At 74.2% G+C, this 24362-nt stretch carries 24 protein-coding genes and 1 riboswitch; of the genes, 13 read left to right on the forward strand and 11 right to left on the reverse strand.

Going from position 1 to position 24362, the window contains the following annotated elements; all coding sequences use genetic code 11:
* Positions 1-46 precede the first annotated feature (46 nt).
* Positions 47-898 (reverse strand): hypothetical protein, encoded by an 852-nt coding sequence (locus ACZ3YL_RS21370; protein WP_465659084.1) that lies wholly within the window; start codon positions 896-898, stop codon positions 47-49.
* Positions 891-1685, reverse strand: coding sequence for an alpha/beta hydrolase (locus tag ACZ3YL_RS21375; protein WP_188303981.1), 795 nt, complete (start codon positions 1683-1685; stop codon positions 891-893). The genes ACZ3YL_RS21370 and ACZ3YL_RS21375 overlap by 8 nt, the downstream gene beginning before the upstream one ends.
* 176 nt (positions 1686-1861) lie before the next feature.
* On the opposite strand from ACZ3YL_RS21375, the gene ACZ3YL_RS21380 reads away from it, so the two are divergent.
* The 3 genes from ACZ3YL_RS21380 to ACZ3YL_RS21390 are packed head-to-tail and all read left to right on the forward strand — an operon-like array spanning position 1862 to position 4654.
* Positions 1862-2686 carry a lysophospholipid acyltransferase family protein gene (locus ACZ3YL_RS21380; protein WP_465659087.1) on the forward strand — a complete coding sequence of 275 codons (825 nt, stop codon included), beginning with the start codon at positions 1862-1864 and terminating at the stop codon, positions 2684-2686.
* Between the two features lie 46 nt (positions 2687-2732).
* A complete protein-coding gene (gene macS / locus ACZ3YL_RS21385) occupies positions 2733-3962 on the forward strand; it encodes a MacS family sensor histidine kinase (protein ID WP_465659088.1) in 1230 nt (409 codons plus the stop codon).
* A gap of 26 nt (positions 3963-3988) precedes the next feature.
* Positions 3989-4654, forward strand: a complete 666-nt coding sequence (locus ACZ3YL_RS21390) for a response regulator (protein ID WP_188304019.1) — start codon at positions 3989-3991, stop codon at positions 4652-4654.
* Positions 4655-4694: 40 nt separating this feature from the next.
* Here ACZ3YL_RS21390 and ACZ3YL_RS21395 read toward each other — a convergent pair whose 3' ends face one another.
* A complete protein-coding gene (locus ACZ3YL_RS21395) occupies positions 4695-6635 on the reverse strand; it encodes an anthranilate synthase family protein (RefSeq protein ID WP_465659090.1) in 1941 nt (646 codons plus the stop codon).
* 302 nt (positions 6636-6937) lie between these two features.
* On the opposite strand from ACZ3YL_RS21395, the gene ACZ3YL_RS21400 reads away from it, so the two are divergent.
* Positions 6938-8287 carry a class II 3-deoxy-7-phosphoheptulonate synthase gene (locus tag ACZ3YL_RS21400; RefSeq protein ID WP_188303979.1) on the forward strand — a complete coding sequence of 450 codons (1350 nt, stop codon included), beginning with the start codon at positions 6938-6940 and terminating at the stop codon, positions 8285-8287.
* Between the two features lie 181 nt (positions 8288-8468).
* A complete protein-coding gene (locus ACZ3YL_RS21405) occupies positions 8469-8765 on the forward strand; it encodes a (2Fe-2S)-binding protein (RefSeq protein ID WP_465659092.1) in 297 nt (98 codons plus the stop codon).
* Between the two features lie 16 nt (positions 8766-8781).
* Here ACZ3YL_RS21405 and bfr read toward each other — a convergent pair whose 3' ends face one another.
* Positions 8782-9261, reverse strand: a complete 480-nt coding sequence (gene bfr, locus ACZ3YL_RS21410) for a bacterioferritin (RefSeq protein ID WP_188303977.1) — start codon at positions 9259-9261, stop codon at positions 8782-8784.
* A gap of 229 nt (positions 9262-9490) precedes the next feature.
* Here bfr and ACZ3YL_RS21415 point away from each other — a divergent pair, with 229 nt between their 5' ends.
* A complete protein-coding gene (locus ACZ3YL_RS21415) occupies positions 9491-10120 on the forward strand; it encodes a molybdopterin-dependent oxidoreductase (protein WP_188303976.1) in 630 nt (209 codons plus the stop codon).
* 40 nt (positions 10121-10160) lie between these two features.
* On the opposite strand, the gene pknB is transcribed toward ACZ3YL_RS21415, so the two are convergent.
* The 4 genes from pknB to thiO all read right to left on the reverse strand — a co-directional run bounded on the left by pknB (position 10161) and on the right by thiO (position 14209).
* A complete protein-coding gene (gene pknB, locus ACZ3YL_RS21420) occupies positions 10161-11939 on the reverse strand; it encodes a Stk1 family PASTA domain-containing Ser/Thr kinase (protein ID WP_465659199.1) in 1779 nt (592 codons plus the stop codon).
* Positions 11940-12017: 78 nt separating this feature from the next.
* Entirely contained in the window at positions 12018-12824 is an 807-nt protein-coding gene (locus tag ACZ3YL_RS21425) for a thiazole synthase (RefSeq protein ID WP_465659095.1), read from the reverse strand.
* 3 nt (positions 12825-12827) lie between these two features.
* A complete protein-coding gene (gene thiS, locus ACZ3YL_RS21430; protein ID WP_188303973.1) occupies positions 12828-13037 on the reverse strand; it encodes a sulfur carrier protein ThiS in 210 nt (69 codons plus the stop codon).
* Entirely contained in the window at positions 13034-14209 is a 1176-nt protein-coding gene (gene thiO / locus ACZ3YL_RS21435; RefSeq protein ID WP_465659097.1) for a glycine oxidase ThiO, read from the reverse strand. Before thiO ends, thiS begins: the two co-directional genes overlap by 4 nt.
* Before the next feature lie 3 nt (positions 14210-14212).
* Positions 14213-14325, reverse strand: a riboswitch (TPP riboswitch).
* Positions 14326-14408: 83 nt separating this feature from the next.
* Between thiO and ACZ3YL_RS21440 the strand changes: the two genes are divergently transcribed.
* The 3 genes from ACZ3YL_RS21440 to thiE are packed head-to-tail and all read left to right on the forward strand — an operon-like array spanning position 14409 to position 16663.
* Positions 14409-15611 carry an NAD(P)/FAD-dependent oxidoreductase gene (locus ACZ3YL_RS21440; RefSeq protein WP_188303971.1) on the forward strand — a complete coding sequence of 401 codons (1203 nt, stop codon included), beginning with the start codon at positions 14409-14411 and terminating at the stop codon, positions 15609-15611.
* A 33-nt stretch (positions 15612-15644) separates the two neighbouring features.
* Entirely contained in the window at positions 15645-16010 is a 366-nt protein-coding gene (locus tag ACZ3YL_RS21445) for an Rv2175c family DNA-binding protein (protein WP_188303970.1), read from the forward strand.
* Complete coding sequence (gene thiE / locus ACZ3YL_RS21450) at positions 16010-16663, forward strand: thiamine phosphate synthase (RefSeq protein WP_188303969.1); 654 nt, start codon at positions 16010-16012, stop codon at positions 16661-16663. The genes ACZ3YL_RS21445 and thiE overlap by 1 nt, the downstream gene beginning before the upstream one ends.
* Positions 16664-16688: 25 nt before the next feature.
* Here thiE and ACZ3YL_RS21455 read toward each other — a convergent pair whose 3' ends face one another.
* Complete coding sequence (locus ACZ3YL_RS21455; protein WP_465659100.1) at positions 16689-17795, reverse strand: polyprenyl synthetase family protein; 1107 nt, start codon at positions 17793-17795, stop codon at positions 16689-16691.
* Positions 17796-17977: 182 nt separating this feature from the next.
* Here ACZ3YL_RS21455 and metF point away from each other — a divergent pair, with 182 nt between their 5' ends.
* Both metF and ACZ3YL_RS21465 read left to right on the forward strand, forming a co-directional pair.
* Entirely contained in the window at positions 17978-18892 is a 915-nt protein-coding gene (gene metF, locus ACZ3YL_RS21460) for a methylenetetrahydrofolate reductase [NAD(P)H] (protein ID WP_465659102.1), read from the forward strand.
* 165 nt (positions 18893-19057) lie between these two features.
* The gene (locus tag ACZ3YL_RS21465; protein WP_188303967.1) at positions 19058-19972 is read left to right on the forward strand and encodes a hypothetical protein; all 915 of its coding nucleotides are present in this window, start codon (positions 19058-19060) and stop codon (positions 19970-19972) included.
* A gap of 34 nt (positions 19973-20006) precedes the next feature.
* Here the strand turns inward: ACZ3YL_RS21465 and ACZ3YL_RS21470 are convergent, their stop codons facing one another.
* A complete protein-coding gene (locus tag ACZ3YL_RS21470; RefSeq protein WP_465659105.1) occupies positions 20007-21506 on the reverse strand; it encodes a phytoene desaturase family protein in 1500 nt (499 codons plus the stop codon).
* Between the two features lie 11 nt (positions 21507-21517).
* Positions 21518-22135 carry a DUF4126 domain-containing protein gene (locus ACZ3YL_RS21475; protein ID WP_188305499.1) on the reverse strand — a complete coding sequence of 206 codons (618 nt, stop codon included), beginning with the start codon at positions 22133-22135 and terminating at the stop codon, positions 21518-21520.
* A gap of 577 nt (positions 22136-22712) precedes the next feature.
* Here ACZ3YL_RS21475 and ACZ3YL_RS21480 point away from each other — a divergent pair.
* Positions 22713-23252, forward strand: a complete 540-nt coding sequence (locus ACZ3YL_RS21480) for an SAV_6107 family HEPN domain-containing protein (protein ID WP_188305498.1) — start codon at positions 22713-22715, stop codon at positions 23250-23252.
* A gap of 233 nt (positions 23253-23485) precedes the next feature.
* Positions 23486-24238, forward strand: a complete 753-nt coding sequence (locus ACZ3YL_RS21485) for a methyltransferase domain-containing protein (RefSeq protein WP_223242413.1) — start codon at positions 23486-23488, stop codon at positions 24236-24238.
* The last annotated feature ends 124 nt before the right edge of the window (positions 24239-24362 follow it).

The following is a 24362-nucleotide window of genomic DNA, read 5'->3' on the forward strand; positions in this document are numbered from 1 at the left end:
TGCCCGGCCGGTCTTGCCGGGCGCGCCGAGCCCGACCGGACAGGCCCTAGACGACCGCGCCGTGGTCCGGGTCCTCCGGCTCGTCCTCGTCGCGGTCCTTCATCCGGGCGACCAGGGTGACGAAGCCGCCGAGGAAGGCGGTGACCCCGACCCAGGCGGGCCAGCCGGAGATCTCCCGCCACACCACCGCGTCGATCAGTAGCAGGGCCGGGCCGCCGAGCACCGCCAGCCAGGCGAACTTGGCGGTGGTGTCGGCGGGCGGCAGCGGCGGGGGCTCCGGCGGGACGTAGTGGCCCTCGTCGGCGTCCTCGGCCAGCTCGAAGTCGCGCGGGCCCGGGCTCGCGGCCGGGAGTACGGGGCCGCCCGCGCGGGGGCGGGGCTGCGGGGCGAGGTCGGCGAGGTCGTCCGGGCCGGCCTGGCCGGTCTTGGGGCCGGAGCCGTCCTTGAAGCCGCCCTTGAGCTCGTTCTGCGCCCGGAGGTTCTCGACCTCGGGCCAGTTGGGGTTGGTGAGGTCGACCGGATCGTCGAACTGGGCGACCAGGGCGGCGAAGATCGCGTCCTGCTCGGCCTGGCTGCGCTCGGGGGCGGTGCGGCGCGGTCGGGGCTCCACGGGTGCCGGGGCGTCCGCCGTGGGGGCGGTTCCGGCGGCGGGCGCGGGCGGTGCGGCGCCGTCGGATCCCGGGCCGGAGGCCGTCGGGTCGCCCTGGACGGTGCCGTCCCCGTGGACGGTGGCGTTCCCGGGGGCGGTCGAGGTCCCCTCGGTGGCGTCCCCCTGGGCGGTGGCGTCCTTCGCCGCCCCGTCCGTCCGCGCCCCGTCCGTCCGCGCGCCGTCCTCACGGGGCTTGTCGTCCCCGCTGCCCGCAGTGCTGCTCTCGTGCACTTCCGGCCCTTCAGCCATGGTGATCGTCGGATTCGGCCCTGTCGGCGCCCGCCGCGTGCGCGGGAGCCAGCCGTCGGATGAAGTCCAGGCTCGCCGCGAATATTTCCGCCGCGTCGTGGTCCAGCGTCGCGACGTGGAAGCTGCGTTGGCACAGCCGCTCCGTCACGTCGGTCGAGGATATCCGGGCCAGCACCAGTTCCGAGTTGGCCGGCGAGACCACGTGGTCCTGCGGGCTGTGGAAGAGCAGCACCGGCTGGGTCACCTCGGGCAGCCTCCGCTGGACCTCTCGCCACAGCCGGCCCAGCGACCAGGCGGCGTGCAGCGGCGTCCGGTCGTAACCGACCTCGTGGGCGCCCGGCTTGTGGATGTCGTTCGCGATCCCCGGAATGCTCGGGACGAGGTGCCGGAGCACCGGAAGCAGCACACCCGCGGGGTTGTCCGAGCGCACCGACGGGTTGACCAGCACCAGCCCGGACACCGTCGGGCCGTGCAGCGCGGCCAGCCGCAGCGCCAGCCCGCCGCCCATCGACAGCGCGCAGACGAAGACCTGCTCGCACTCCTCGGCGAGGGTCAGCAGCTCGCGCTCGACCTCCGCGTACCAGTCCTCCCACCGGGTGACCTGCATGTCCTGCCAACGGGTGCCGTGCCCCGGCAGCAACGGGAGCGAGACGGTGAACCCGGCGGCCGCCAGCTCGTCGGCCCACGGCCGGAGCGACTGCGGCGACCCGGTGAAGCCGTGGCACAGCAGCACCCCGACCGGTCCGCCGTGGTGGCGGTACGGTTCGGCACCGGGCAGCAGCGACATGGCGGACTCCTTCGCGGGCGGGTGGCGCTGGGGGAGAGGACGCTGAGAGGGGAGCTGCAGGAATCCGCATCGTCCCACGCCCCGCGCCGGGACGTACACCCCCTACGGCGGGCCCGGGCACAGCCGACGGTCGCGGGGCATTAGGATCGACCGGTCCGCATAACAGGAGGCCCGGGTTGTTCTACCGACTGATGAAGATGATCGTCGCGCCACTGCTTCGGATCTTCTTCCGGCCGTGGATCGAGGGTGAGGAGAACATCCCCACCGAAGGTGCGGCGATCATCGCGAGCAACCACCTGTCCTTCTCGGACTCGTTCTTCTTCCCCGCGCTGATCAAGCGCCGGGTGACCTTCATCGCGAAGGCCGAGTACTTCAACACCCCGGGCCTCAAGGGCCGGCTGACCGCGGCCTTCTTCAAGGGCGTCGGCCAGCTGCCGGTGGACCGCTCGGGCGTGCGCGGCGCCGGTGAGGCCGCGATCCGCAGCGCCATCGCGGTGCTGGACCGCGGCGAGCTGTTCGGCGTCTACCCGGAGGGCACCCGTTCGCCCGACGGCAAGCTGTACCGCGGCAAGGTCGGCGGCCTGGCGCGGGTCGCGCTGGCCACCGGCGCCCCGGTCATCCCGGTTGCCATGATCGACACCGAGAAGGTGCAGCCGCCCGGCCAGGTGATCCCGAGTTTCGGCATCCGCCCCGGCATCCGAATCGGCCGCCCGCTGGACTTCTCCCGCTACCACGGCATGGAGAACGACCGTTTCATCCTGCGTTCGGTGACGGACGAGGTGATGTACGAGATCATGCGGCTCTCCGGCCAGGAGTACGTGGACGTCTACGCGACCGCCGCCAAGCGGCAGATCGCCGACGAGAAGAAGAAGGCCGACGCCGAGCGCCGGGCCGCCGCCAAGGCGGAGAAGGCCGAGGCCGAGAAGGCCGCCGAAGCCGAGCAGGCCGCGGTGAAGGACCAGCCGGACCAGCAAGACCAGAAGGGAACCGGGTCGGCCTGACCGACCCGGTCGGGTCCAGGGGAGGGGCCGGGGGAGGAGCCGGGGCATGGCGGAGGGCGCGAGAACGGGCGGCGGCGTGGTGGGCGGCGCGGTGGCGGCCGGCGGCATGTCCGTCGAGCTCCCGCTGTGGAAGGCGATCTCCTACTTCCGGGTGCTGGCCCTCTGCTACGCCCTGCTCCGGTACTTCAACTCGTACCTGCACTTCCTGCACCCGGTCGCGGGCTGGATCTACTTCGGCGCGCTGATCCTCTGGACGCTGGCCAGCACCCGGGCCTTCTCCGACCCGCAGCGCTGCACCTGGTACGTCCTCGGCTTCGACCTGTCCCTGGCCGTGACCGGCATCGTGATGAGCGGGATGACCGACGCCCCGGCCCGGATCAGCCACGGCGCGCCCACCCTGCCGACCATCTGGGCCGCCGGCACGGTGCTGGGCTTCGCCGCCAGGGGCGGCTGGCGTCCGGCGGCGGCGTCCGGCGCGGTGATCGGGGTCGCCAACATCCTCGGCCACGGCGGCCCGACCGGCGACAACGTGCACAACATCGTGCTGCTGCTGGTGGCCGGCTGCGCGATCGGGTACGTGATCGAGCTGGCCCGCGCCAGCGAGGCCACCCTGACCCGGGCGCTGCAGGTCGAGGCGGCCACCCGGGAGCGGGAGCGGCTCTCCCGCGACATCCACGACGGCGTGCTCCAGGTGCTGGCACTGGTCCAGCGCCGGGGCGCGGAGCTGGGCGGCGGCACCGGGGACGGTACGGACTTCGCCGAACTGGGCCGGCTCGCCGGGGAGCAGGAGCGGGCGCTGCGGGCGCTGATGACCGGCGGCCCGCTGCCGGCCCAGCGGCTGCCGGAGGCGGACGGAGCCGAGCAGCCCGACCCGGCCGGGCCGCAGGACCTCACCGCCCTGCTGCGCCCGTACGCCGACGAGCGGATCACGCTCTCCGCTCCCGGGACCCCGGTGCTGCTGCCCGGTCCGGCGGCGCGTGAACTGGCCGCGGCGGTCGGCGCGGCCGTCGACAACGTCCGCCGGCACGCCGGGGAGCCGGCCCGGGCCTGGATCCTGGTGGAGGACGAGCCGGAGGCCGTCACGGTCAGCATCCGCGACGACGGTCCGGGCTTCGCCCCCGGCCGGCTCGGCGAGGCGGAGCGGGCCGGGCGGCTGGGCGTCTCCCAGTCGATCCGCGGCCGGGTGCTGGATCTCGGCGGTACGGCCGAGCTGTACTCGGCGCCCGGGGAGGGCGTCGAGGTCGAACTGCGCATTCCGAGGAAGGCCTCCCGATGACCGACCAGCCCATGACCGATCAGCCGATGACCGACCGGCCGGTGCGGGTGATGGTGGTGGACGACCACCCGATGTGGCGGGACGCCGTCTCCCGCGACCTGGCCGAGGCGGGCCTGGACGTGGTGGCCACGGCGGGCGACGGCGAGGAGGCGGTGCGCCGGGCCCGGGCCTGCACGCCGCAGGTCGTCGTGCTGGACCTCAACCTGCCCGGCCTGTCCGGCGCCGAGGTGTGCCGCCAGGTGGTCGCGGCCGATCCGGCGGTGCGGGTGCTGGTGCTGTCGGCCAGTGGTGAGCACCAGGACGTGCTGGAGGCGGTGAAGTCCGGCGCGACCGGGTACCTGGTGAAGTCGGCCGGGCGGGAGGAGCTGTTGGACGCGGTGCGGCGTACGGCCGTCGGCGACGCGGTGTTCACCCCGGGCCTGGCCGGGCTGGTGCTCGGCGAGTTCCGCCGGCTGGCCGCCGAGCCGGCCCCGGCCTCGGCGCCGGCCGTCCCGCAGCTGACCACCCGGGAGACCGAGGTGCTGCGGCTGGTGGCCAAGGGTCTGTCGTACCGGCAGATCGCCGACCGGCTGGTGCTGTCGCACCGGACGGTGCAGAACCACGTGCAGAACACCCTGGGCAAGCTGCAGTTGCACAACCGGGTGGAGCTTGTCCGGTACGCGATCGAGCAGGGGTTGGACGAGGAGCTGTGAGCCGGTCCCGGGCGCCGCCGCCCGGGACCGTTCCAACTCCTCAGCCCCGTACGGCCGTTGCCTCCCGCAGCAGGTCCGCGACGATGTCCACGCCGTCCCGGGTGAGCACCGACTCCGGGTGGAACTGCAGGCCCGCGAAGCCGGGGCCGCGCAGCGCGTGGACGTCGCCGGTGGCGGCGTCCCGGGCGACCTCGACGCCCCCGGCGGCGAGCCGGGCCGCGTCGGCGTCCGAGCAGCGGGCGGTGAAGGTGTTGTAGAAGCCGACCGTCCGCTTGCGGCCGAACAGCTCGATGCTCTCCTGGGCGCCCTGGTAGGGGACGGCCTTGCGGCCCAGCGCGAGCCCGAGCTCGGCGGCGAGCAGCTGGTGGCTGAGGCAGACCGCGAGCAGCGGGGCCGTCCGGGCGCCGGAGCGGACGGCGGCGAGGGCGTCGGCGACGACCGGGCGCAGCACCGCCATCTTGGGGTCGTCGGCGAGCGCCGGGTCGCCCGGGCCGGGGCCGAGCACCAGCGGGCCGCGGTGGGCCGCGACCAGTCCGCGCAGGCCGGGCTCGTCGAAGCGGACCACGGTGACCTGGTGGCCGAGCGAGGTCAGCAGGTGGGACAGCATCGAGGTGAAGGTGTCCTCGCCGTCCACGACCAGGGTCGGCCGGGTTTCGGTGATCGTGGACGGCGCCTGCATCCGCAGCCAGAACGGGGCGAGGTCGGCCCGGCGGGCGTCCAGCGCGGCCTGCACCCGGTGGTCGTCGCCGAGCCTGGGCCCGCCGGGGTGGGGCAGCCGGGCTGGGGCGGGCCGGGCGCCGATCGCGGTGAGCACCCCGGCGGCCTTGGCGTGGGTCTCGGCGACCTCGGACTCCGGGACGGAGTGGCGCACCAGTGTGGCGCCGACCCGGACGACCAGCCGCCCGGTGGCCGGGTCGATGTCGGCGGTGCGGATGCAGATCGGCGAGTCCAGCAGCTGCCCGCCGCTCGCGGAGCGCCCGATCAGGGCGAGCGCGCCGGAGTAGTAGCCGCGCCCGCTCGGCTCGTAGCGCCGGATCACCCGGGTGGCGTTCTGCACCGGGCTGCCGGTGACGGTGGCGGCGAACATCGTCTCGCGCAGCACCTCGCGCACGTCCATCGAGGTGCGCCCGCGCAGCTCGTACTCGGTGTGGGCGAGGTGGGACATCTCCTTGAGCCGGGGGCCGAGCACCTGGCCGCCGAGGTCGCCGACGGTGCACATCATCTTCAGCTCCTCGTCGACCACCATGGTCAGCTCCTCCAGCTCCTTGGGGTCGTGGAGGAACCGGAGCAGCGAGTCGAGGTCGGAGCCGCCGGCCGGATAGCGGTAGGTGCCGGAGATCGGGTTCATCACGACGGTGCCGCCGCTCTGCCGGACGTGCACCTCGGGGGAGGCGCCGACCAGGACCCGCTCCCCGGTGTGCACCAGGAAGGTCCAGTACGCGCCGCGCTCCTGCTCCAGCAGTCGGCGGAACAGCGCCAGGGCGAGGGCGGGCGAGAAGTTCTCCAGGGTGGCGTGGAAGTCGCGCCGGATCACGAAGTTGGCGCCCTCGCCGTTGCCGATCTCGTCGTCGATCACCCGGCGGACGATCGCCGCGTACGCCTCGTCGTCCACGTCGAACGCGCCGTCGGAGAGGGTGACCGGCAGCTGCGGCAGGGCGGTGGTGAGTTCGGCCAACGGCAGGGCGTACTGCTCGGTCACCGCGAGGGCCTGCAGCGGGGTGCCGTCGTCGTGCGCCTCGAAGCCGCGCTCGCGGATCTGCCGGTACGGGACCAGCGCGAGCAGGTCGTGGACCGGTCCGGCGGCCGGGATGCCGGAGCGGACCGGGAGGTCGGCGAGGTGCGCGTAGCTGTCGACGGTGCCCAGCAGCACCTCGACGGTGTCCGGGGCGTGCCGGGGGGTGCGGCGGTGCAGCAGGGCGAAGGCGGGGGCGCCGGGTGCGGTGAGACGTGCGAGCAGCTCAGCGGGGGCGGGGGTGGTCACGAGTACGGCTTCCTTCCGGGGAGGATGGCGAGGGCGGTGCTGGTTCCGCTCCCGGAGGGCCGTCTGCTCGGACGCACGACGGCCGCCCCGAGGGGCGGCCGTCGTGTTCGTCTAGGAACGCGCGATCTGTGGGCCACCCAGGGGGGAGGCCCACCACCAGGAGTGGGTGTGGGGCGCGTGCATGGGTCGAGCGTAGCGGATGGGGCCGTGCGGGTGAGTCGGCTCACGTGCAATGTCCGAGACGTGTCTCATCCCTCGGGCAATGGTCACCTATCGCTCGCGCCACCCCGTAGCCTTGCCGTGTGACCGCAACGACTGAGACATCGAGGACTGGCCACTCCTGGCAGTCCCTGCCCGCGGCGCAGCAGCCTGAGTGGCCGGACCAAGAGGCTCTGCGCAAGACCCTTGCCGAGCTCGCCTCGTATCCGCCGCTCGTCTTCGCCGGAGAGTGCGATCAGCTGCGCGCCCGGCTCGGCGCCGTGGCGCGCGGGGAGGCGTTCCTCCTCCAGGGCGGCGACTGCGCCGAGGCCTTCGACGGCGTGTCGGCGGAGCACATCCGCAACAAGCTGAAGACCCTGCTGCAGATGGCCGCCGTGCTGACGTACGCGGCCTCGGTGCCGGTCGTGAAGGTCGGCCGCATCGCCGGCCAGTACTCCAAGCCGCGCTCGAAGTCGACCGAGACCCGGGACGGCGTGACCCTGCCGGTCTACCGCGGCGACTCGGTGAACGGCTTCGAGTTCACCCCCGAGTCCCGGATCCCGGACCCGGAGCGCCTGAAGCGGATGTACAACGCGTCCGCCGCGACGCTGAACCTGGTGCGTGCGTTCACCACCGGTGGTTACGCCGACCTGCGCCAGGTGCACGCCTGGAACCAGGACTTCGTGCGCAACTCGCCGGCCGGCCAGCGCTACGAGCAGCTCGCCCGGGAGATCGACAACGCCCTGGCCTTCATGAACGCCTGCGGGGTGGCCCCGGAGGAGTTCAAGACCGTCGAGTTCTTCTCCTCGCACGAGGCGCTGGTCCTCGACTACGAGACCGCGCTGACCCGCGTGGACTCGCGCACCGGCGAGCTGTACGACGTCTCCGGCCACATGGTGTGGATCGGTGAGCGCACCCGCCAGCTGGACCACGCGCACATCGAGTTCGCCTCCAAGATCCGCAACCCGATCGGGGTCAAGCTCGGCCCGACGACCTCGGTGGACGAGGCGCTCACCCTGATCGAGAAGCTGGACCCGGAGCGCGAGCCCGGCCGGCTGACCTTCATCACCCGGATGGGTGCGGGCAAGGTCCGCGACCACCTGCCCACCCTGCTGGAGAAGGTCACCGCCTCCGGCGCCAAGCCGGTGTGGATCTGCGACCCGATGCACGGCAACACCTTCGAGGCCTCCAGCGGCCACAAGACCCGTCGCTTCGACGACGTCCTGGACGAGGTCAAGGGCTTCTTCGAGGTGCACCGCGCGCTGGGCACCCACCCGGGCGGCATCCACGTGGAGCTGACCGGCGACGACGTCACCGAGTGCGTCGGCGGCGGCGACGAGGTGATGGTCGACGACCTGCACCAGCGCTACGAGACGGCCTGCGACCCGCGGCTCAACCGCAGCCAGTCGCTGGACCTGGCGTTCCTGGTGGCGGAGATGTACCGCGGCCAGTGATCCACCGGCCCTGATGTGACGAAGGCCCCTCCGGATTCGGGACTCCCGAAGCCGGAGGGGCTTTTTCGTACCCGGATCGCCGGGTAAGGTGAGGCTTAGTGAACTAAGGCAAGCCTTAGTCAAGATCCACTCCGCGCTTCACCTGCGCTTCATCCCGGGAGAGACCGCTATGTACGTGTGCATGTGCCATGCGGTCACCGAGGACCAGGTGAAGAAGGCGATCGACGGGGGCGCCGACACCCCGCGCCGGATAGCCAAGGGCTGCAAGGCCGGCACGGACTGCGGGTCCTGCGTCCGCCGGATCCAGGCGCTGCTCGGCGAGCACGGTGCCCGGCCCTGCCCGACCGCCCGGCTGGCCGCCAGGCTCGGCCTCGCCGATCCGGAGGTCCAGGACGTGTCCGGGCCGGCCGCCCCGAAGCCGGGCCCGGTGGCGCCGATGGCGCCGATCGCCCCGGTGGTCCCGCTGCGGGTGGCCTGAGCCGGGGCGCCGGGCCTCAGGACTCCGGCTGCTCGATCAGCTGGGCGAGGTAGAGCGCCTCGCCGAGCTTCTCCAGGAGTTCCAGCTGGGTGTCGAGGTAGTCGATGTGGTGCTCCTCGTCGGCCAGGATGTCCTCGAAGATGTTCGCCGAGGTGACGTCGTTCTTGGCCCGCATCACCACGATCCCGCGCTTGAGGCGGTCGATCGCCTCGACCTCGATCTGGCGGTCCGCCTCGAACATCTCCTTGACCGTCTGGCCGATCCGGACGTGGAACAGCCGCTGGTAGTTGGGCAGCCCCTCCAGGAACAGGATCCGGTCGGTGAGCGTCTCGGCGTGCTTCATCTCGTCGAACGACTCGTGCCGGGTGTACTTGGCGAGCTTCGTCCAGCCGAAGTTCTCCTGCATCTTGGCGTGCAGGAAGTACTGGTTGATCGCGGTCAGTTCGGCCGTGAGTTGCTCATTGAGGAACTCGATGACCTCCGGGTCGCCCTGCATGGTGCTGCCTCCCTGCGTTACGTCCTGCGGTGAGTCCTGCGCTGGGCATCCTGGCACCGTATCGGGAGGAAATTCCAGTAAGTTCACACTCACTAGGACATGTGGCGGAATATCCCATTTGGGCATTGATGGGGGGTGTGCGATCGACCATTGGCCCGTACGGGCAGGGCGTGAACCGGGGCCAAGGGGCGCGCGGCGGGGCCCGTCCGCCGTCTGTCACCATGGAGCCATGGGTCAGTCCGAACGAGAACCGCTTCCGCCGTCTGACCCGAGCCTCCCCCCGGGTCAGCGCGCGCAGCGCGGCTGGCCCGCCCTGCACTACGGGCCGGTGCCCCGCTTCAAGCCGCTGAGCTGGGACCTCCAGGTGTTCGGCGCCACCGCCTCGGCCGAGAAGCACAGCTGGGACCTCGCGGCCTTCGACGCCCTGCCGCGCACCACCGTGGTCGCCGACCTGCACTGCGTCACCAAGTTCTCCCTCCTCGGCAACGAGTGGACGGGCGTGCCCGCGGCCCTCCTGCTCGACCTGGTGCCCCCGGCGCCCGGCGTCACCCACGTCATGGTCTGGGCCGAGTACGGCTACAGCGCCAACCTGCGGCTGGCCGACTTCGCCGACCCCCACACCCTGCTCGCCACCCACCGCAACGGCGAGCCGCTGACCGCCGAACACGGCTTCCCGGTGCGGCTGGTGGTGCCCCGGCTGTACGCCTGGAAGGGCCCCAAGTGGGTGCGCGCGGTGGAGTACATGCGGGCCGACCGGCGCGGCTTCTGGGAGGAGCGCGGCTACCACAACCTGGCCGACCCGTGGCGCGAGCAGCGCTACTCCTACCAGGAGGAGCCGGGCGACGGGCCGCTCCGCTGAGCCCGGAAGCCCCGGAAGCCCTATTGGGCCCCGAACTCCGTTAGAACAGCGAGAAGTTGACCGTCACCACGGACTTCTGCGGCCGCCGCTCGCCGGCCGCCGGGGACTGGCTGCTCACCTTGCCCATGCCGAGCGTCCAGTCGGTGGCGGCCTTCATGGTGAAGCCCGCCGCCTGCAGCGCCCGCTGGGCGTCGTCCCGGCCCATCCCGCTGACGTCCGGGACCGGCACCATGCCCTTGCTGACCACCAGCGAGACCGCCGCGTTCTCCTGCAGCATCTGCCCGGCGGCCGGCGAGCTGCTGATCACCGAGCCCTCCGGCACGGTGTCGCTGTAGGTCTGGGTCACCCCGCCCCTGGTCAGCTGGGCGCCGGCCAGCGCGGCGGCCGCGTCGTCCGAGCTCTTGCCGGCGAGGTCCGGCACCGCGATCCGCTTGGGGCCCTTGGAGAGGGTGACCGTCACCGCGTCGCTCTTGCGGGTGCGCGCCCCCACCCCGGGGTCGGTGGAGATCACCTGCCCGGCCGGGACGGACTCGCTGAACACCTCGACGAACCGGCCGTGCATGCCCTCGTGGTCCAGCACCCGCTGCGCCTCGGAACGGTCCTTGCCGAGCACGCCCGGCACCGAGCCGTACAGCCCCTCGGAGATCCCGTACGTGACACCGCCCACCGCCAGCACCAGGGCGGTCAGCGCGGCCGTCCAGATCAGCGGCTTGCGCGGGAGGCGGCGCGGCCGGCCCGGCCGGCGCGTCCGGACCGGGGTCGGCTCGTCGTACGGGCGGGGCTCGACCAGCAGCTGGTCCATCAGCTCCGCCGGGACGTCCAGCACGCTGGTGCGCTCCGGCGCCGGGGCGTCGGTGGGCCGGGGCAGCGGCTGGATCACCGAGGTCGGCTCGCTGGTGGGGTAGCGCGGGCTGGGCCGGGTGGAGGCCGGCGGCTCGGCGTCCAGCTCGGCCGGGGTGAGCGTGCGGCGGACCCGCTGGAGGGCGGCGAGCAGTTCCACCGCGTCGTACGGGCGGGCCTCGGCGGCCCGGGCGCAGGCGCCGGCCACTATGGCGTCCAGCGCCGGGGCGACGGTGGGGGCGGCCAGCGAGGGGGCGGGGACGTCCTCGTGCAGGTGCTTGTACATGACCTGGACGGGGTTGTCGCCGGTGTGCGGGCGGCGGCCGGTGAGCATCTCGTAGAGCAGGATGCCGGCCGCGTAGACGTCGACCCGCTGGTCGGTGGGGGCGTCCGGGAGGATCTGCTCGGGGGCCAGGTAGGAGACCGTGCCCATGACGGTGCCGCCGGTGGCGGTACTGGTCGAGGTGGGCGCGCCGTCGGCGGTGCCGAGCACCCGGACCAGGCCGAAGTCGGCGACCTTGACCAGGCCGCTCTCGGTGATCAGCACGTTCTCCGGCTTGACGTCCCGGTGGACCAGCCCGGCCCGGTGGGCGGCGCCGAGGGCGGCGAGCACCGGCTCCAGCACGTCCAGCGCGGCCCGTACGGACAGCGCGCCGCGGTCGCGCAGCAGGTCGCGCAGGGTGCGGCCGGGCACGTACTCCATGGCGAGGAAAACGTTTCCGCCGTCCGCGCCCTGGTCGAAGACGTTGACCACATTGGGGTGGCTGAGCTTGGCGACCGCCTTGGCCTCGCGGATGAAGCGGGCGGTGAAGCCCTCGTCCCCGGCCAGTTGGGGGTGCATCACCTTGAGGGCGACCACCCGGTCCAGCCGGGTGTCGGTGCCCTTGTAGACGGTGGACATCCCGCCGGTGGCGATGCGCCGCTCGACCCGGTACCGGTTGTCGAGCACGGTACCGATCAGGGGGTCGTGCAATGCCATGTCCACCCGGCGAGTCTAGTGGGGCGGGCGGGCGCCGGTCCCGGCGGACTTCGCTCCGGGACCGGCTTGTGACACGGCCTACACGCCTTGGAACGCCGGCCGTTCCCGGGTGTCCAGGTCGGCGCGGCCGGCCATCGCGGAGGAGGCCTCGGCGTGGAAACGGCGCGGGATGCGGCCGGCCCGGTGGGCGAGCCGGCCCGCCTCGGCGGCGTGCCGCATCGCCTCGGCCATCAGCACCGGGTCCTGAGCCCGGGTCACCGCGGAGGCGAGCATCACCGCCGAGCAGCCCAGCTCCATCGCCAGCGCCACGTCGGAGGCCGTCCCGGCGCCCGCGTCCAGGATCACCGGGACGCCCGCACCCTCCACGATCAGCTGGAAGTTGTGCGGGTTGCGGATGCCCAGGCCGGAGCCGATCGGCGAGCCCAGCGGCATGATCGCCGCGCAGCCGACGTCCTCCAGCTTGCGGGCCAGCACCGGGTCGTCGTTGGTGTACGGGAGCACCGTGAAGCCGTCGTCGACGAGCGTCTCGGCGGCGTCCAGCAGCTCGATCGGGTCCGGCAGCAGGGTGCGCTCGTCGGCGATCACCTCCAGCTTCACCCAGTCGGTGCCGAGTGCCTCGCGGGCCAGCCGGGCGGTCAGCACGGCCTCGCCGGCGGTGAAGCAGCCGGCCGTGTTGGGCAGCACCCGGATGCCGTTGCGGGTCAGCACGTCCAGGACGGAGCCCTGGGTGGTGGCGTCGACCCGGCGCATGGCCACGGTGGTCAGCTCGGTGCCGGAGGCGAGCAGGGCGCGCTCCAGGACCTCCAGGCTCGGCGCGCCGCCGGTGCCCATGATCAGCCGGGAGGAGAAGGTCGCCCCGGCGATGGTCAGAAGGTCGTCGGCCATGGTTCAGCCTCCCTGGACGGCGGTGAGGATCTCGACCCGGTCGCCGCTGTCCAGCGTCGTTCCGGACCACGAACTGCGCGGCACCACGGCCTCGTTGAGGGCGGCGGCGACACCGGTGTTGGCGGCGCTGACGGTGGCCACCAGCTCGGCGAGGGTGGTCGTGGCGGGCACCCGGCGGGGCTCGCCGTTGACGGTCAGGGCGATCTCGGTCATGCGGAGGCCTTCATCGGGGGGACGGCGAGGGAGAACCGGGTGGGCGTGAACGGCCTTGCCAGGTCGGGGACTTCGCCGGTCGCCAGGTAGTCGGCGAGCAGGTCGGCGGTGACCGGGGTGAGCAGTACGCCGTTGCGGTAGTGGCCGGTGGCGGCGACCAGTCCGGGCAGTGACGTGGGGCCCAGCAGCGGAGCGTTGTCCGGCGAGCCGGGGCGCAGCCCGGCGGCCGTCTCGCGCAGCGGGAGTTCGGTGATGCCCGGGACCAACTCATGCGCGTCGCGCAGGAGTTCGTACACCCCGCCGGCGGTGACGGTGGTGTCGTAGCCCTGCTCCTCGGTGGTCGCGCCGATCACCAGCTCGCCGTTCTCGCGCGGCACCAGGTACAGGTGCCGACCGCGCACCACCGCGCGCACGTTGCGGGAGAGGAACGGCCGGTAGGCCTCGGGGATCTGCAGCCGCAGCACCTGTCCCTTCACCGGGCGCACCGCGGGCAGCACCCCCTCGGGCAGGCCGGGCAGCCGGTGGCTGTGCGGGCCGGCGGCGAGCACGACCTGCTCGGCGGTCAGGGTCTCCCCGGTGTCCAGCCGGGCGCCGACCGCGCGGCCGCCCTCGACCAGCAGCTCGACGGCCTCGCCCCGGTGCAGCCGCACGTCGGACCGCTCGCCGGCGGCGACCAGGGCGGTGAGCAGCCGGCGCGGGTCCACCTGGTGGTCGTCCGCGACGTGCAGGGCGCCGCGCACACCGGGGGCGAGCATCGGCTCCAGCCGGCGGGCCTCCCGGCCGGTCAGCCAGTCGGAGTCCAGGCCCAGCCGCCGGTGGAAGTCGTGCAGTTCGCGCAGTTCCTCGCGGTCGTCGGAGTCCAGGGCGACGGCGACGGTGCCGCACCGGCGGTAGCCGGTGTCCAGGCCGCCGCTCGCCTCGGTGAGCTCGGCGGCGAAGCCCTCGTACCGCCGGTTGGAGGCCATCCCGAGGTGCAGCAGCGGCTCCTCGCCGTACTGCAGCTCGTTGACCGGGGCGAGCATCCCGGCGGCGACCCCGGCCGCGCCCCTGCCGTGGTCGGGGTCGACCACGGTCACGTTCCGCAGCCCGCGCTGGGCGGCGCGCCAGGCGACGGCGAGGCCGATGACGCCCCCGCCGATCACCAGCACGTCCGCGCGGCTGCCTGTCGGCAAGCGTGACAAAGCTGCTCTTCTCCCTTCGCCGGTATGACCCGGATCAGGTTCGGACGGTCGCGGGCCGTGCCAGCCCGCCTCTCAGCCCGGTACGCCGGGCTCCCGTGTGGTGCACCCACCTTAACGCCGGGGGTCGGCCCGGCCGAAGGGCCGTACACCGGCTGGACGGGCGGCGGGAGCCCAGGCGGCGCTGAGTACAGTGACGGGCGTGGCAGAGCTGAGCGCAACGGATCGGGTGGTCGTCGTCGGGGCCGGACTGGCCGGGGCGCAGTGCGCCCTGAAGCTGCGGGAGGGCGGCTGGCGCGGGCGGATCGTGCTGGTCGGCGAGGAGGCGCACGCGCCGTACGACCGGCCGCCGCTCTCCAAGGACGTGCTGCTCGGCAAGGCCGACGCCACCACCCTGGACATCGACTACGACGGGCTCGGCATCGAGCTGCTCACCGGCCGCCGCGCCACCGGCCTCACCCCGGGCGTGCTGCACACCGACGGCGGCGACCTCCGGTACGACTCGCTGGTGATCGCCACCGGCGCCACCCCGCGCGCCCTTCCCGGGGCCGAGCGCGCCCACCTGCTGCACACCCTGGACGACGCCCTTGCGCTGCGCGCGCTGCTGCGCCCCGGGCTGCGGCTGGTGCTGGTCGGCGCGGGCTGGATCGGCGCCGAGGTGGCCACCGCGGCGCGGCAGGCCGGCTGCGAGGTCACCGTGGTCGAGGCCGGTCCGGCGCCGGTGCCCGGGGCGCTTCCGACCGAGATCGGCTCGGCGATGGCCGCCTGGTACGCCGAGGCCGGGGTGGAGCTGCGCTGCGGGGTCGGCGTGGCCGCCGTCGAGCCCGGGGCGGTGCTGCTGGCGGACGGCTCCCACCTGCCCGCCGACGAGGTGGTGGTCGGCGTCGGCGCCCGGCCCGCGACGGGCTGGCTGGCCGGCTCGGGCGTCGAGCTGGACGCCTCCGGCGCGGTCGTGGTGGACGGGCGGCTGCGCACCGGCCTGCCCGGGGTGTTCGCGGCCGGGGACTGCGTCAGCTACCCGTCGGCCCGTTCCGGCGCCCGGCTGGCCGTCCAGCACTGGGACCACGCGCTGCAGTCGGGCGGCGCCGCGGCCGCCGCCGTGCTCGGGGCGGACGCGCCGTACGACCCGGTGCCGTATTTCTGGTCCGAGCAGTTCGGGCGGATGGTCCAGTACGCCGGCCGGCACGCCGAGGGCGACGAACCGCTGTGGCGCGGCGGCCCGCAGGACGCCGCCTGGACGGTGCTGTGGCTGCGCGACGGGGTGCCGAGCGCGCTGCTGGCCGTGGACCGGCCGCGCGACCTCACCCAGGGCCGGAAGCTGATCGAACGCGGCGCGGTGCTCGACCGGGCCCTCGCCGCGGACCCCTCGGTGCCGCTCAAGGGGGCCACCGCTTAGCGCCGGACGGCGCGGAGGTGGCAGTCTGGTGGCGTGAGCGAGATCGAAAGCAAGATTGAAGCCCTGGTCCCCGAGTGGATGTACCTCCCCGACATCTCGGAGCAGTGGGGTGTGCTGGTCACCGAGGTCCGCGACATGGTCAGGAAGCGTGAGCTGATCGCGGTCCGCCGCGGCCCCAACAAGTCGCTGCAGGTCCCTGCGGCGTTCATCGACGGCCCGGGGCTGGTCAAGCACCTGTCCGGCACCCTGAACCTGCTGCGCGACTGCGGGTACAACGACGTGGAGATCCTGGAGTGGCTCTTCACCGAGGACCCGTCGCTGCCCGGCAGCCCGATCCAGGCGCTGCGGGAGAACCGCGGCACCGAGGTCAAGCGCCGCGCCCAGGCGATGCTGATCTGATGGCGGCGGACACGCTGCGTGCCCGCCTGGCCGACGCCCGGCTCTACCTGTGCACCGACGCCCGGCGCGAGCAGGGCGACCTGGCCGAGTTCCTGGACGCGGCGCTGGCCGGCGGGGTGGACATCGTCCAGCTCCGCGACAAGGGCCTGGAGGCCAAGCAGGAGCTGGCGGCCCTGGAGGTCTTCGCCGACGCCTGCCGCCGCCACGGCAAGCTGCTGGCGGTCAACGACCGCGCCGACGTCGCCCACGCGGCCCGGCCGGACGTGCTGCACCTCGGCCAGGACGACCTGCCGGTGCCGGCCGCCCGGGCGATCCTCGGCGAGGACGTGCTGATCGGGCGGTCCTGCCACGCCGAGTCCGAGGTGGACGCGGCGGTCGCCGAGCCGGGCGTGGACTACTTCTGCACCGGCCCGGTCTGGCCCACCCCGACCAAGCCGGGCCGCCACGCGCCGGGCCTCGGCCTGGTCTCGTACGCGGCGAAGCAGGCCACCGACCGGCCGTGGTTCGCGATCGGCGGGATCGACCTCGGCAACCTGGACGAGGTGCTGGCCGCCGGCGCCCGCCGGATCGTCGTGGTCCGGGCCGTCACCGCGGCCGAGGACCCGCGGGCGGCCGCCGCCGAGCTCGCCCGCCGGGTGCGCGCGGCGCTCTGACCGCTCCCGAGGCCGTCGCCGTCCCTCAGTACTTGCGGACGGTGGCGGCCTCGGCCAGTGCCAGCAGCACCGTACGGGCCCGCTCGTCGGCCAGCGGCGCCGCCGCCAGCGCGGCCAGCGACTGCCGCATCAGCTCCTCGATCCGGGCTTCCACCAGCTCGGGCGCGCCGCTGCGGGCGACCAGCCCGCTCAGCTCGGCGACCTCGTCGGCGGCCAGGTCCGGCGCGCCGAGCCGGGCGTCCAGGTGCCGGGCGTCGGCCGGCGGCAGGGCGCGCATCGCGTGCGCGACCAGCAGGGTGCGCTTGCCCTCGCGCAGGTCGTCCCCGGCGGGCTTGCCGGTGACGGCCGGGTCCCCGAAGACGCCGAGCAGGTCGTCCCGCAGCTGGAAGGCCTCGCCCAGCGGCAGCCCGAACGCGCCGAGGGCCTCGACCAGCTCCGGCCCGGCCCCGGCGAGCAGCGCGCCGACCTGCAGCGGCCGTTCGATGGTGTACTTCGCCGACTTGTAGTGCAGGACGGTCTGCGCCCGCTCCAGCGCGCCCTCGTCGGCGGAGTCGCCGGCCACCGGCTCCAGCACGTCCAGGTACTGGCCGAGCATGACCTCGGTGCGCATCAGGTCGAACCTCGGCTTGGCGGCCAGCACGGCGGCCGGGTCCAGGCCGGAGCGCAGGAACAGCTCGTCGCACCAGATCAGCAGCAGGTCGCCGAGCAGCACCGCGGCCGAGGCGCCGTACTGCTCGCGGTCGCCGCGCCAGCCGCTGTCCCGGTGCAGCGCCTCGAAGCGGCGGTGCACCGAGGGCAGGCCGCGGCGGGTGTCGCTGCGGTCCATCAGGTCGTCGTGCACCAGGGCGCTGGCCTGCAGCAGCTCCAGCGCGGCCGCCGCGTTGGCGATCCCCTCGCCGGCCGCGGGCCCGCCCGCGGCCCGCCAGCCCCAGTAGCAGAAGGCCGGGCGCAGCCGCTTGCCGCCGTCCAGCAGGAAGTCCCGCAGGGCGTCGGCGGCGGGCACCAGGTGCGGCGAGATCTTGCCGAGCAGCGCGGACTGGCCGTCCATGAACGCGGCGAGGGCCGCGTTGACGCGGGTGCGGACGTCCTCCACGTCCATGGGGTTGGCCGGCCGGTTGCTGGACGAGGTCACGATGAGGCTCCGCTGGTTCGCTGGGGTGCAGCAAGCGTAGCGGGGCGGCGGGGAACGGCCGTGCGAGCGGGTCGACCGGGGCACGCGGGGCGGCGGGAAGGAAGCGGAAGCCCGTCCACTACTTGTCCCGAATCGTGGAACCGAGTTGTCCGGCCCCTTCGGGGGCCGGATAACCTGCGAGCATGGCACTCGGCATCGCTTCCACGAGACCGGACCGTGCGCTCACGGTCCGCGAACTCCTGGCGGCCGGAAAGCGCTCCTTCTCCTTCGAGTTCATGCCGCCGCGCACCGAGGCCGGCGAGCAGAAGCTCTGGGACGCCATCCGGCGGCTCGAACCGCTGGACCCGAACTTCGTCTGCATGACGTACGGCGCCGGCGGCTCCTCGCGCGAGCGCACCGTCAACATCGTCGGCCGGATCGCCACCGAGACCACGCTCACCCCGGTCGCCCACCTGACCGCGGTGGACCACTCGGTCGCCGAACTGCGCAACATCATCGGCCAGTACGCCGACCAGGGCGTGCGCAACGTCCTCGCGGTCCGGGGCGACCCGCCCGGCGACCCGATGGGCGAGTGGGTCCGCCACCCGGACGGCGTCACCTACGCGTACGAGCTGGTGGAGCTGATCAAGGGCATCGGCGACTTCTGCGTCGGCGTCGCGGCCTCGCCGAACCGGCACCCGCGCTCGACCGACTGGGACGAGGACATCCGGCACTTCATCGCCAAGGTCCGCTCCGGCGCCGACTACGCGATCACCCAGATGTTCTTCGAGGTGGACGACTACCTGCGGTTCCGCGACCGGGTCACCGCCGCGGGCTGCGAGACGCCGATCATCCCGGAGATCATGCCGGTCACCAACGCCAAGCAGCTGGAGCGCTTCCCCCAGCTCAGCGGCTCGGCCTTCCCGGTCGACCTGGAGGCCCGGCTGCGCGCCGCCATCGACGACCCGGCGGCGCTGCGCGCGATCGGCATGGAGCACGCCACCGCGATGGCCGAGCGGCTGCTCGCCGAGGGCGCGCCCGGCCTGCACTTCATCACGCTCAACCACTCCACGGCGACGCTGGAGATCTACCAGAACCTGGGTCTGCACCACCGCTGACCACGGCTGTTCACGGGCCCGCCACCGTGCTGCGGTGGCGGGCCCGGTCGTGTGCGGCCGGTGCCGCCGACGGCGGGAACGCGATGCGGTACCCCGGCCGTTGAACCGGTACAGTCGCCGCACACGCGCGGCGCGCGCGGGCACGCGACTGGAGGTAGCGGGCGGATGGGCATCGGATATCTGCTGCTGTACGTCGCGTTGGCGGTGGTGGCGCTCTGGCTGGTCGCCGAGGTGCTGCTGCAGAACCGGGCGCCGGTGCACTGGCGGGTGCTGGCCCTGGCGGGGTTCCTCGGCGTGGCCGTCGGGATGGGCCTCGACTCGGTCGTGGTGATCGGCGTCGGAGCGGGCCTGTTCGCGGTCGGCCAGGCCTTCGTCACCCTCTCGGTCAAGCGCGGCTACCAGAACGGCTGGTCCCTGCGGAAGGCCGACGGCAGCCTGCCCGGCCCGCTCGCCAAGGTGCCGCTGCTCGGCGCCCTGACCGGTGGCGCGGCGGTCACGGCCGCCGCGACGGCGAAGGAGAAGCGGGTCGGCGAGGTCAGCGCGGTCGAGGAGACCCCGGCCCCGGCCGTGGCCCCGATGCCGGAGCCGGCCGCCGAAGAGGCCCCGGAGGTCGAGCAGACCGCCGCCTTCGAGATGCAGGAGCTGGCCCAGGACGGCGTCTACGCCCCCTCCTACTACGAGCAGCCGCAGACCGCGCAGCCGCAGGACCCGTACGCCCCGGCCTACCAGCCCGGCTACGACCAGCAGCAGTGGCAGACCCAGCAGCAGCCCGCCTACGCCTACGACCAGCAGTCCTACGGCGGCTACCCGCAACAGCAGCAGGACCCGTACGGCGGCTACCAGCAGCCCCAGGACCCGTACCAGGGCTACCAGCAGCAGGCCTGGGACCCGAACGCCCAGCAGCACCAGCAGCACGACCAGCACCGGCAGCAGCACGAGCACCAGCAGCACGACCAGCAGCAGCACGACCAGCAGCAGTGGCAGCCCCAGCCGGACCAGCACGGCCAGGGCATTCCCCAGCAGCCGGCGTACGACCAGAACTACGGCTACCAGCAGCAGAACACCTGGCACCAGGGCTGACGGACGCGGCGGCGCGTACGGGCCGACGGACGCCTCAGGCCGGGCCGATGAGGTTGGCCGTGATGCACGCCGACATGCCGACCCGGGCGAGCCCGCCGCCGGGATGGGCGCCGCCGCCGATCAGGTAGTGGCCCGGGTACGCCTCGGTGGCGGCCTGGAGGTAGGCGCCGCGCGCGCCGGGCAGGGCCGGGCGGGGGACGGCGCCGAAGCGGGAGCCGTTCTCGCGCTCGGTGTCGGCGGGGGTGCGGACCACCCGCCACAGCACGCGCTCGCCGAGGCCCAGGCCGGCCGCGTCCGCGTGGGCGAGCATCCGGTCGGCGAAGCGGTCGGCGGCGCCGGGGGCCGTCCAGTCGTGGCCCCTGGTGGAGGGGACGGTCGCGGTCAGCACGGCGGTGTGGTGGCCCGCCGGGTGCAGCGAGGGGTCGTCCGGGCGGAGCACCTGGACGGTCGGGCGCTCGGCGAGCGGGGCGCCCCGGTCGAAGGCCCCGGCCTGCTCGGCGGCCGGGTCCGCCGCGTGGACGACCGTGCGGTGCGCGGTGCCCGCCGGGCGTTCCCCGCGCAGGGCCAGCAGCACCACGACCCGGCCGGGGACGCCGTCGGCGTCCTTCGCCGGGGCCGGCCGGTGGTCCGGGGTCTCGGCCGTGCCCGCCGGCGCGTGGTGCCGCGCGTCGGCGTCCACCGCGGAGACCACGACGTCCGCCTCGACCGGGCCGGCGGTGGTCTCGATCCCGCGGGCGCGGCCGTCCGCGGGGAGCACCCCCTCGCACCGGGTGTCGAAGCGGAACTCGACCTTGCGCTGCTCGCAGCGGCGGTACACCGCGTCCGCCAGCGCGCGCAGGCCGCCCCTGACGTACCAGACGCCGAAGGACTGCTCCATGTACGGCAGCACGGTGGCCGAGGCCGGGGCGCGGCGCGGGTCGAAGCCGAAGCGCAGCGTGTGCTCGTGCAGCAGGGCGGTCAGCCCCGGGTGGCCGCCGAGCTCGCGGGCGGCGACGTCGGCGAGCGTCCACCGGCCGGTGGGCCGCAGTCGGGCGAGGCCGCGCCGGGGCGGTACGGGGTACGGGTCGGCGTGCAGCGGCGTGGGGTCGGCCGGGAGCGGCTCCTCCAGCAGCGGGCGGCGGGTGGCCTCCCAGACCGTCCGGCCGCGGTTGATCATGGCGTTCCAGCGCTCGCCCGAGCCGGCTCCGAAGGCGGCGTCCAGGGCCTGTCCGACGCCGCCGCGGGAGGCGTTGGGCAGGGTGAGGTCGCCGCCGTCCGGGAACAGGTGCCGGCTCTCCGGGTCCACCGGCGCCAGGTCGACCAGCTGCTCCAGCGGCTCCCGGCCGGTCTTCAGCGCGAGGTCGCGGTAGACCGCCGGGAGGGTGAGCAGGCCGGGGCCGGTGTCGAAGGCGAAGCCGTCGCGCTCGTACCGGCCGACCATGCCGCCGTACGTGCCGCTCGCCTCGCAGACCGTCACCCGGTGACCGAGGGTCGCCAGCCGGGAGGCCGCCGCGAGCCCGCTCATTCCTGCGCCGATGATGACGATCCGTGCCATGGGACCCGATCCTAGGCCTGACCTGCGGGCGATCCCGCAGCGGCCGCCCGGACGGCCTTGCGCTCGCGCCGACGGGCCCGGAACGCCCGGATCCTGCTGACCGCCAGCCAGACCAGCAGCAGGCCGGCCAGCAGCAGGACGGCGGCGATCGAGGCGGCCGCCCAGGGGTGGAAGATCGCCAGGGTGACCAGGCCGGCCACCGAGAGGTCCTCCGCCAGGCTGACCACGATGGTGCTGAACGGTTCGGGCGAGGTGTTGACGGCCATCCGCAGCGAGGCCTTCACCAGATGGGTGACCAGCGCCGTGGTGCCGCCCATCGCCCCGGCCGCGACCTCGCTCAGCGAGCCCGGGTCGTTGCTCGCGATCAGCACGCCGACGACGGCGCCGGCGATCGGCCGGATCACGGTGTGCACGGCGTCCCAGACGGTGTCCACGTACGGGATCTTGTCGGCCACCGCCTCCAGCAGGAACAGCACGGCCGCCGCGATCAGCACATCGGTGCGCTCCAGCGCGTGCGGCACCGACTCCGCCCCGGCGAACCGGCCCAGCAGACCGAGCAGCAGCACCACCGCGTACGCGTTGATGCCGCTGGCCAGACCGCTGGTGAAGATCAGCGGCAGGACCGTCATCGCGTCCCCCTCCTCGCTATCCCGGGTCTCCCGACCCCGGTCGGGACCGCCCCGGCCCCGCCGTACCGTACCCGGACCCGGGACGTCACCGGTCACCGCCGCGGTTCCCGGTCCGCCCGGACCGGGCCGGCTGAGTACGGGTACTCAGATCCCCGGTTGAGTACGTCAGCGGATGGCCTCCGACCTGCCGGGACGGGAGAGTGGTGGCACCCGGGAGGACGGCGCGTCGGGCGCCGGCCGCCCGGGTGGCGGATCCCGTCCGCTCCCCGGCCTGGAGGCTCGGGGGGCGGTGGTTCGGGATCCGCGTCGGGCGCCGGTCACGGGCCCCGCACCGCCGACACGGGGCGGCGGAGCGGGCCGGGGGGAGACCGGTCTCCGAACGGGGGAAACGGGGGAAGTTCGCACCGCCGCCCGGTGGGGGGTGGGCGGAGCGACGGCAGACGGCGGCGGCGCGGACCGGGGGGACCGCGTCCGCCGCCGGTACGCCCGTTCCCGGGGCCGGATTGTCAGTGGCGCCGTTCACGATGGAGGAGCACGGACCACCCGGTCCGCGCGCTGCCTCGGACCGGGGGAGACCATGACCATCAGCCACCCTGAGCCCGTCACCGCCCGCCTCCACTCCGCCGCCCTGCCGCACACCCCCGCCCCGGCCGGGCGGGACGTCCACCCCGTGCCGCGCCGGACGGCGGCGCCGCCCGCCGCCCTCGACCTGCTCGCGGACGCCCACCGCACGCTGGCCCGCGCCCGCGCGCTGGAGGACCCGCTGGAGCGCTACGCCACCGCGCACCTGGCCGCGCTGCGCACGGTGGCGGCCGTACTGGCCGTCCGCGGCCGGCCGGAGAAGAACCCGCGACGGCGCAAGGCCATCCGCAGCGCCTGGGAGGTGCTCCCCGAGGTGGCGCCCGAACTGGCCGAATGGGCGCTCTACTACGGGGCCGGCGCCCGCCGCCGGGCCGCCGCCGAGGCCGGGATCCGGGGCGCCGCCTCGGCCCGTGACGCCGACGACCTGATCCGCAACTCCGCCCTGTTCCTGCGCCTGGTCGAGCGCCTGCTCGGCCTGCGCCCGGCCCCGCCCGCCCCCCGGCTGCCGCTCGACGCCGACGAGCCCCCGGCATGAACCGCACCGCGATCCGCCCGGTGCAGGGCCCGTCTCATGGGCCCCTGCCGGGTCCGCGGCCTCGGGGCACGCACCTCGCCGCGTTGTCGTCGGTTGCCAAGGCGCCGCATCGTCGCCCTTCTCCGCCGCGCGATGCACGCACCCCAACGCCGCGGGCTGTCCGACCGGACCCAGGAGACAGGCCCTAAGGTGGAGGCAACCTGATCGATCTGCACGTGCCGAGGAGCCCCACCTTGTACCCGACGCGTCCCCGCAGTGCCCTGCGTACCGCCGTGGTCTGGGAGGTGGTGCGGGCAGCCCTGGAGAAGCGGGCGGCCGAGCTGGACCAGCCGGTGCTCGACGTGGTCGACACCGGCGGTGGCACCGGCAACTTCGCCGTGCCGGTGGCCAAGCTCGGCCACCGGGTCACCGTGGTCGACCCGAGCCCCGACGCGCTGTTCGCGCTGGAGCGCCGGGCCGCCGAGGCCGGGGTGACGGACCTGGTCCGGGCCGTCCAGGGGGACACCCAGACACTGCCCGAGCTGGTCGCCCCCGGCACCGTCGACGCGGTGCTCTGCCACGGCGTGCTGGAGGTCGTGGACGACCCGGCCGAGTCGCTCGGCAGCCTGGCCGCCACCCTGCGCAAGGGCGGCCTGGTCAGCCTGCTGGCCGCCAACCGCAACGGCGCCGTGCTGGCCCGCGCGCTGGCCGGCCACTTCACCGAGGCCCGTACGGCGCTCTCCGCCGAGGACGGCCGCTGGGGCGAGCAGGACCCGATGCCGCGCCGCTTCACCGGCGAGGAGCTGGGCCGACTGGCCGAGGGCGCGGGGCTGCGGGTGGAGTCGGTGCACGGCGTCCGGGTCTTCGCCGACCTGGTGCCCGGCGTGCTGGTGGACGCCGAGCCGGGCGCGACGGAGGCGCTGCTGAAGCTGGAGCAGGCCGCCGCCGAGCAGCCCGCCTTCCATGCCGTGGCCACCCAGCTGCACCTGCTGGCCACCCTCGTCTGACCTCCCTCGGGACCCCCTCGGGGCCCCCTCCGGACCGCCCGTCGGCCGCCGGACGCCGACCCCTCACCGGGGTGGGACCGGGAAGCTCCCCAGGTCCGGACCGATTCCACCGGGTCGGGCACTT

Source organism: Kitasatospora sp. NPDC023176 (genome assembly GCF_055560495.1).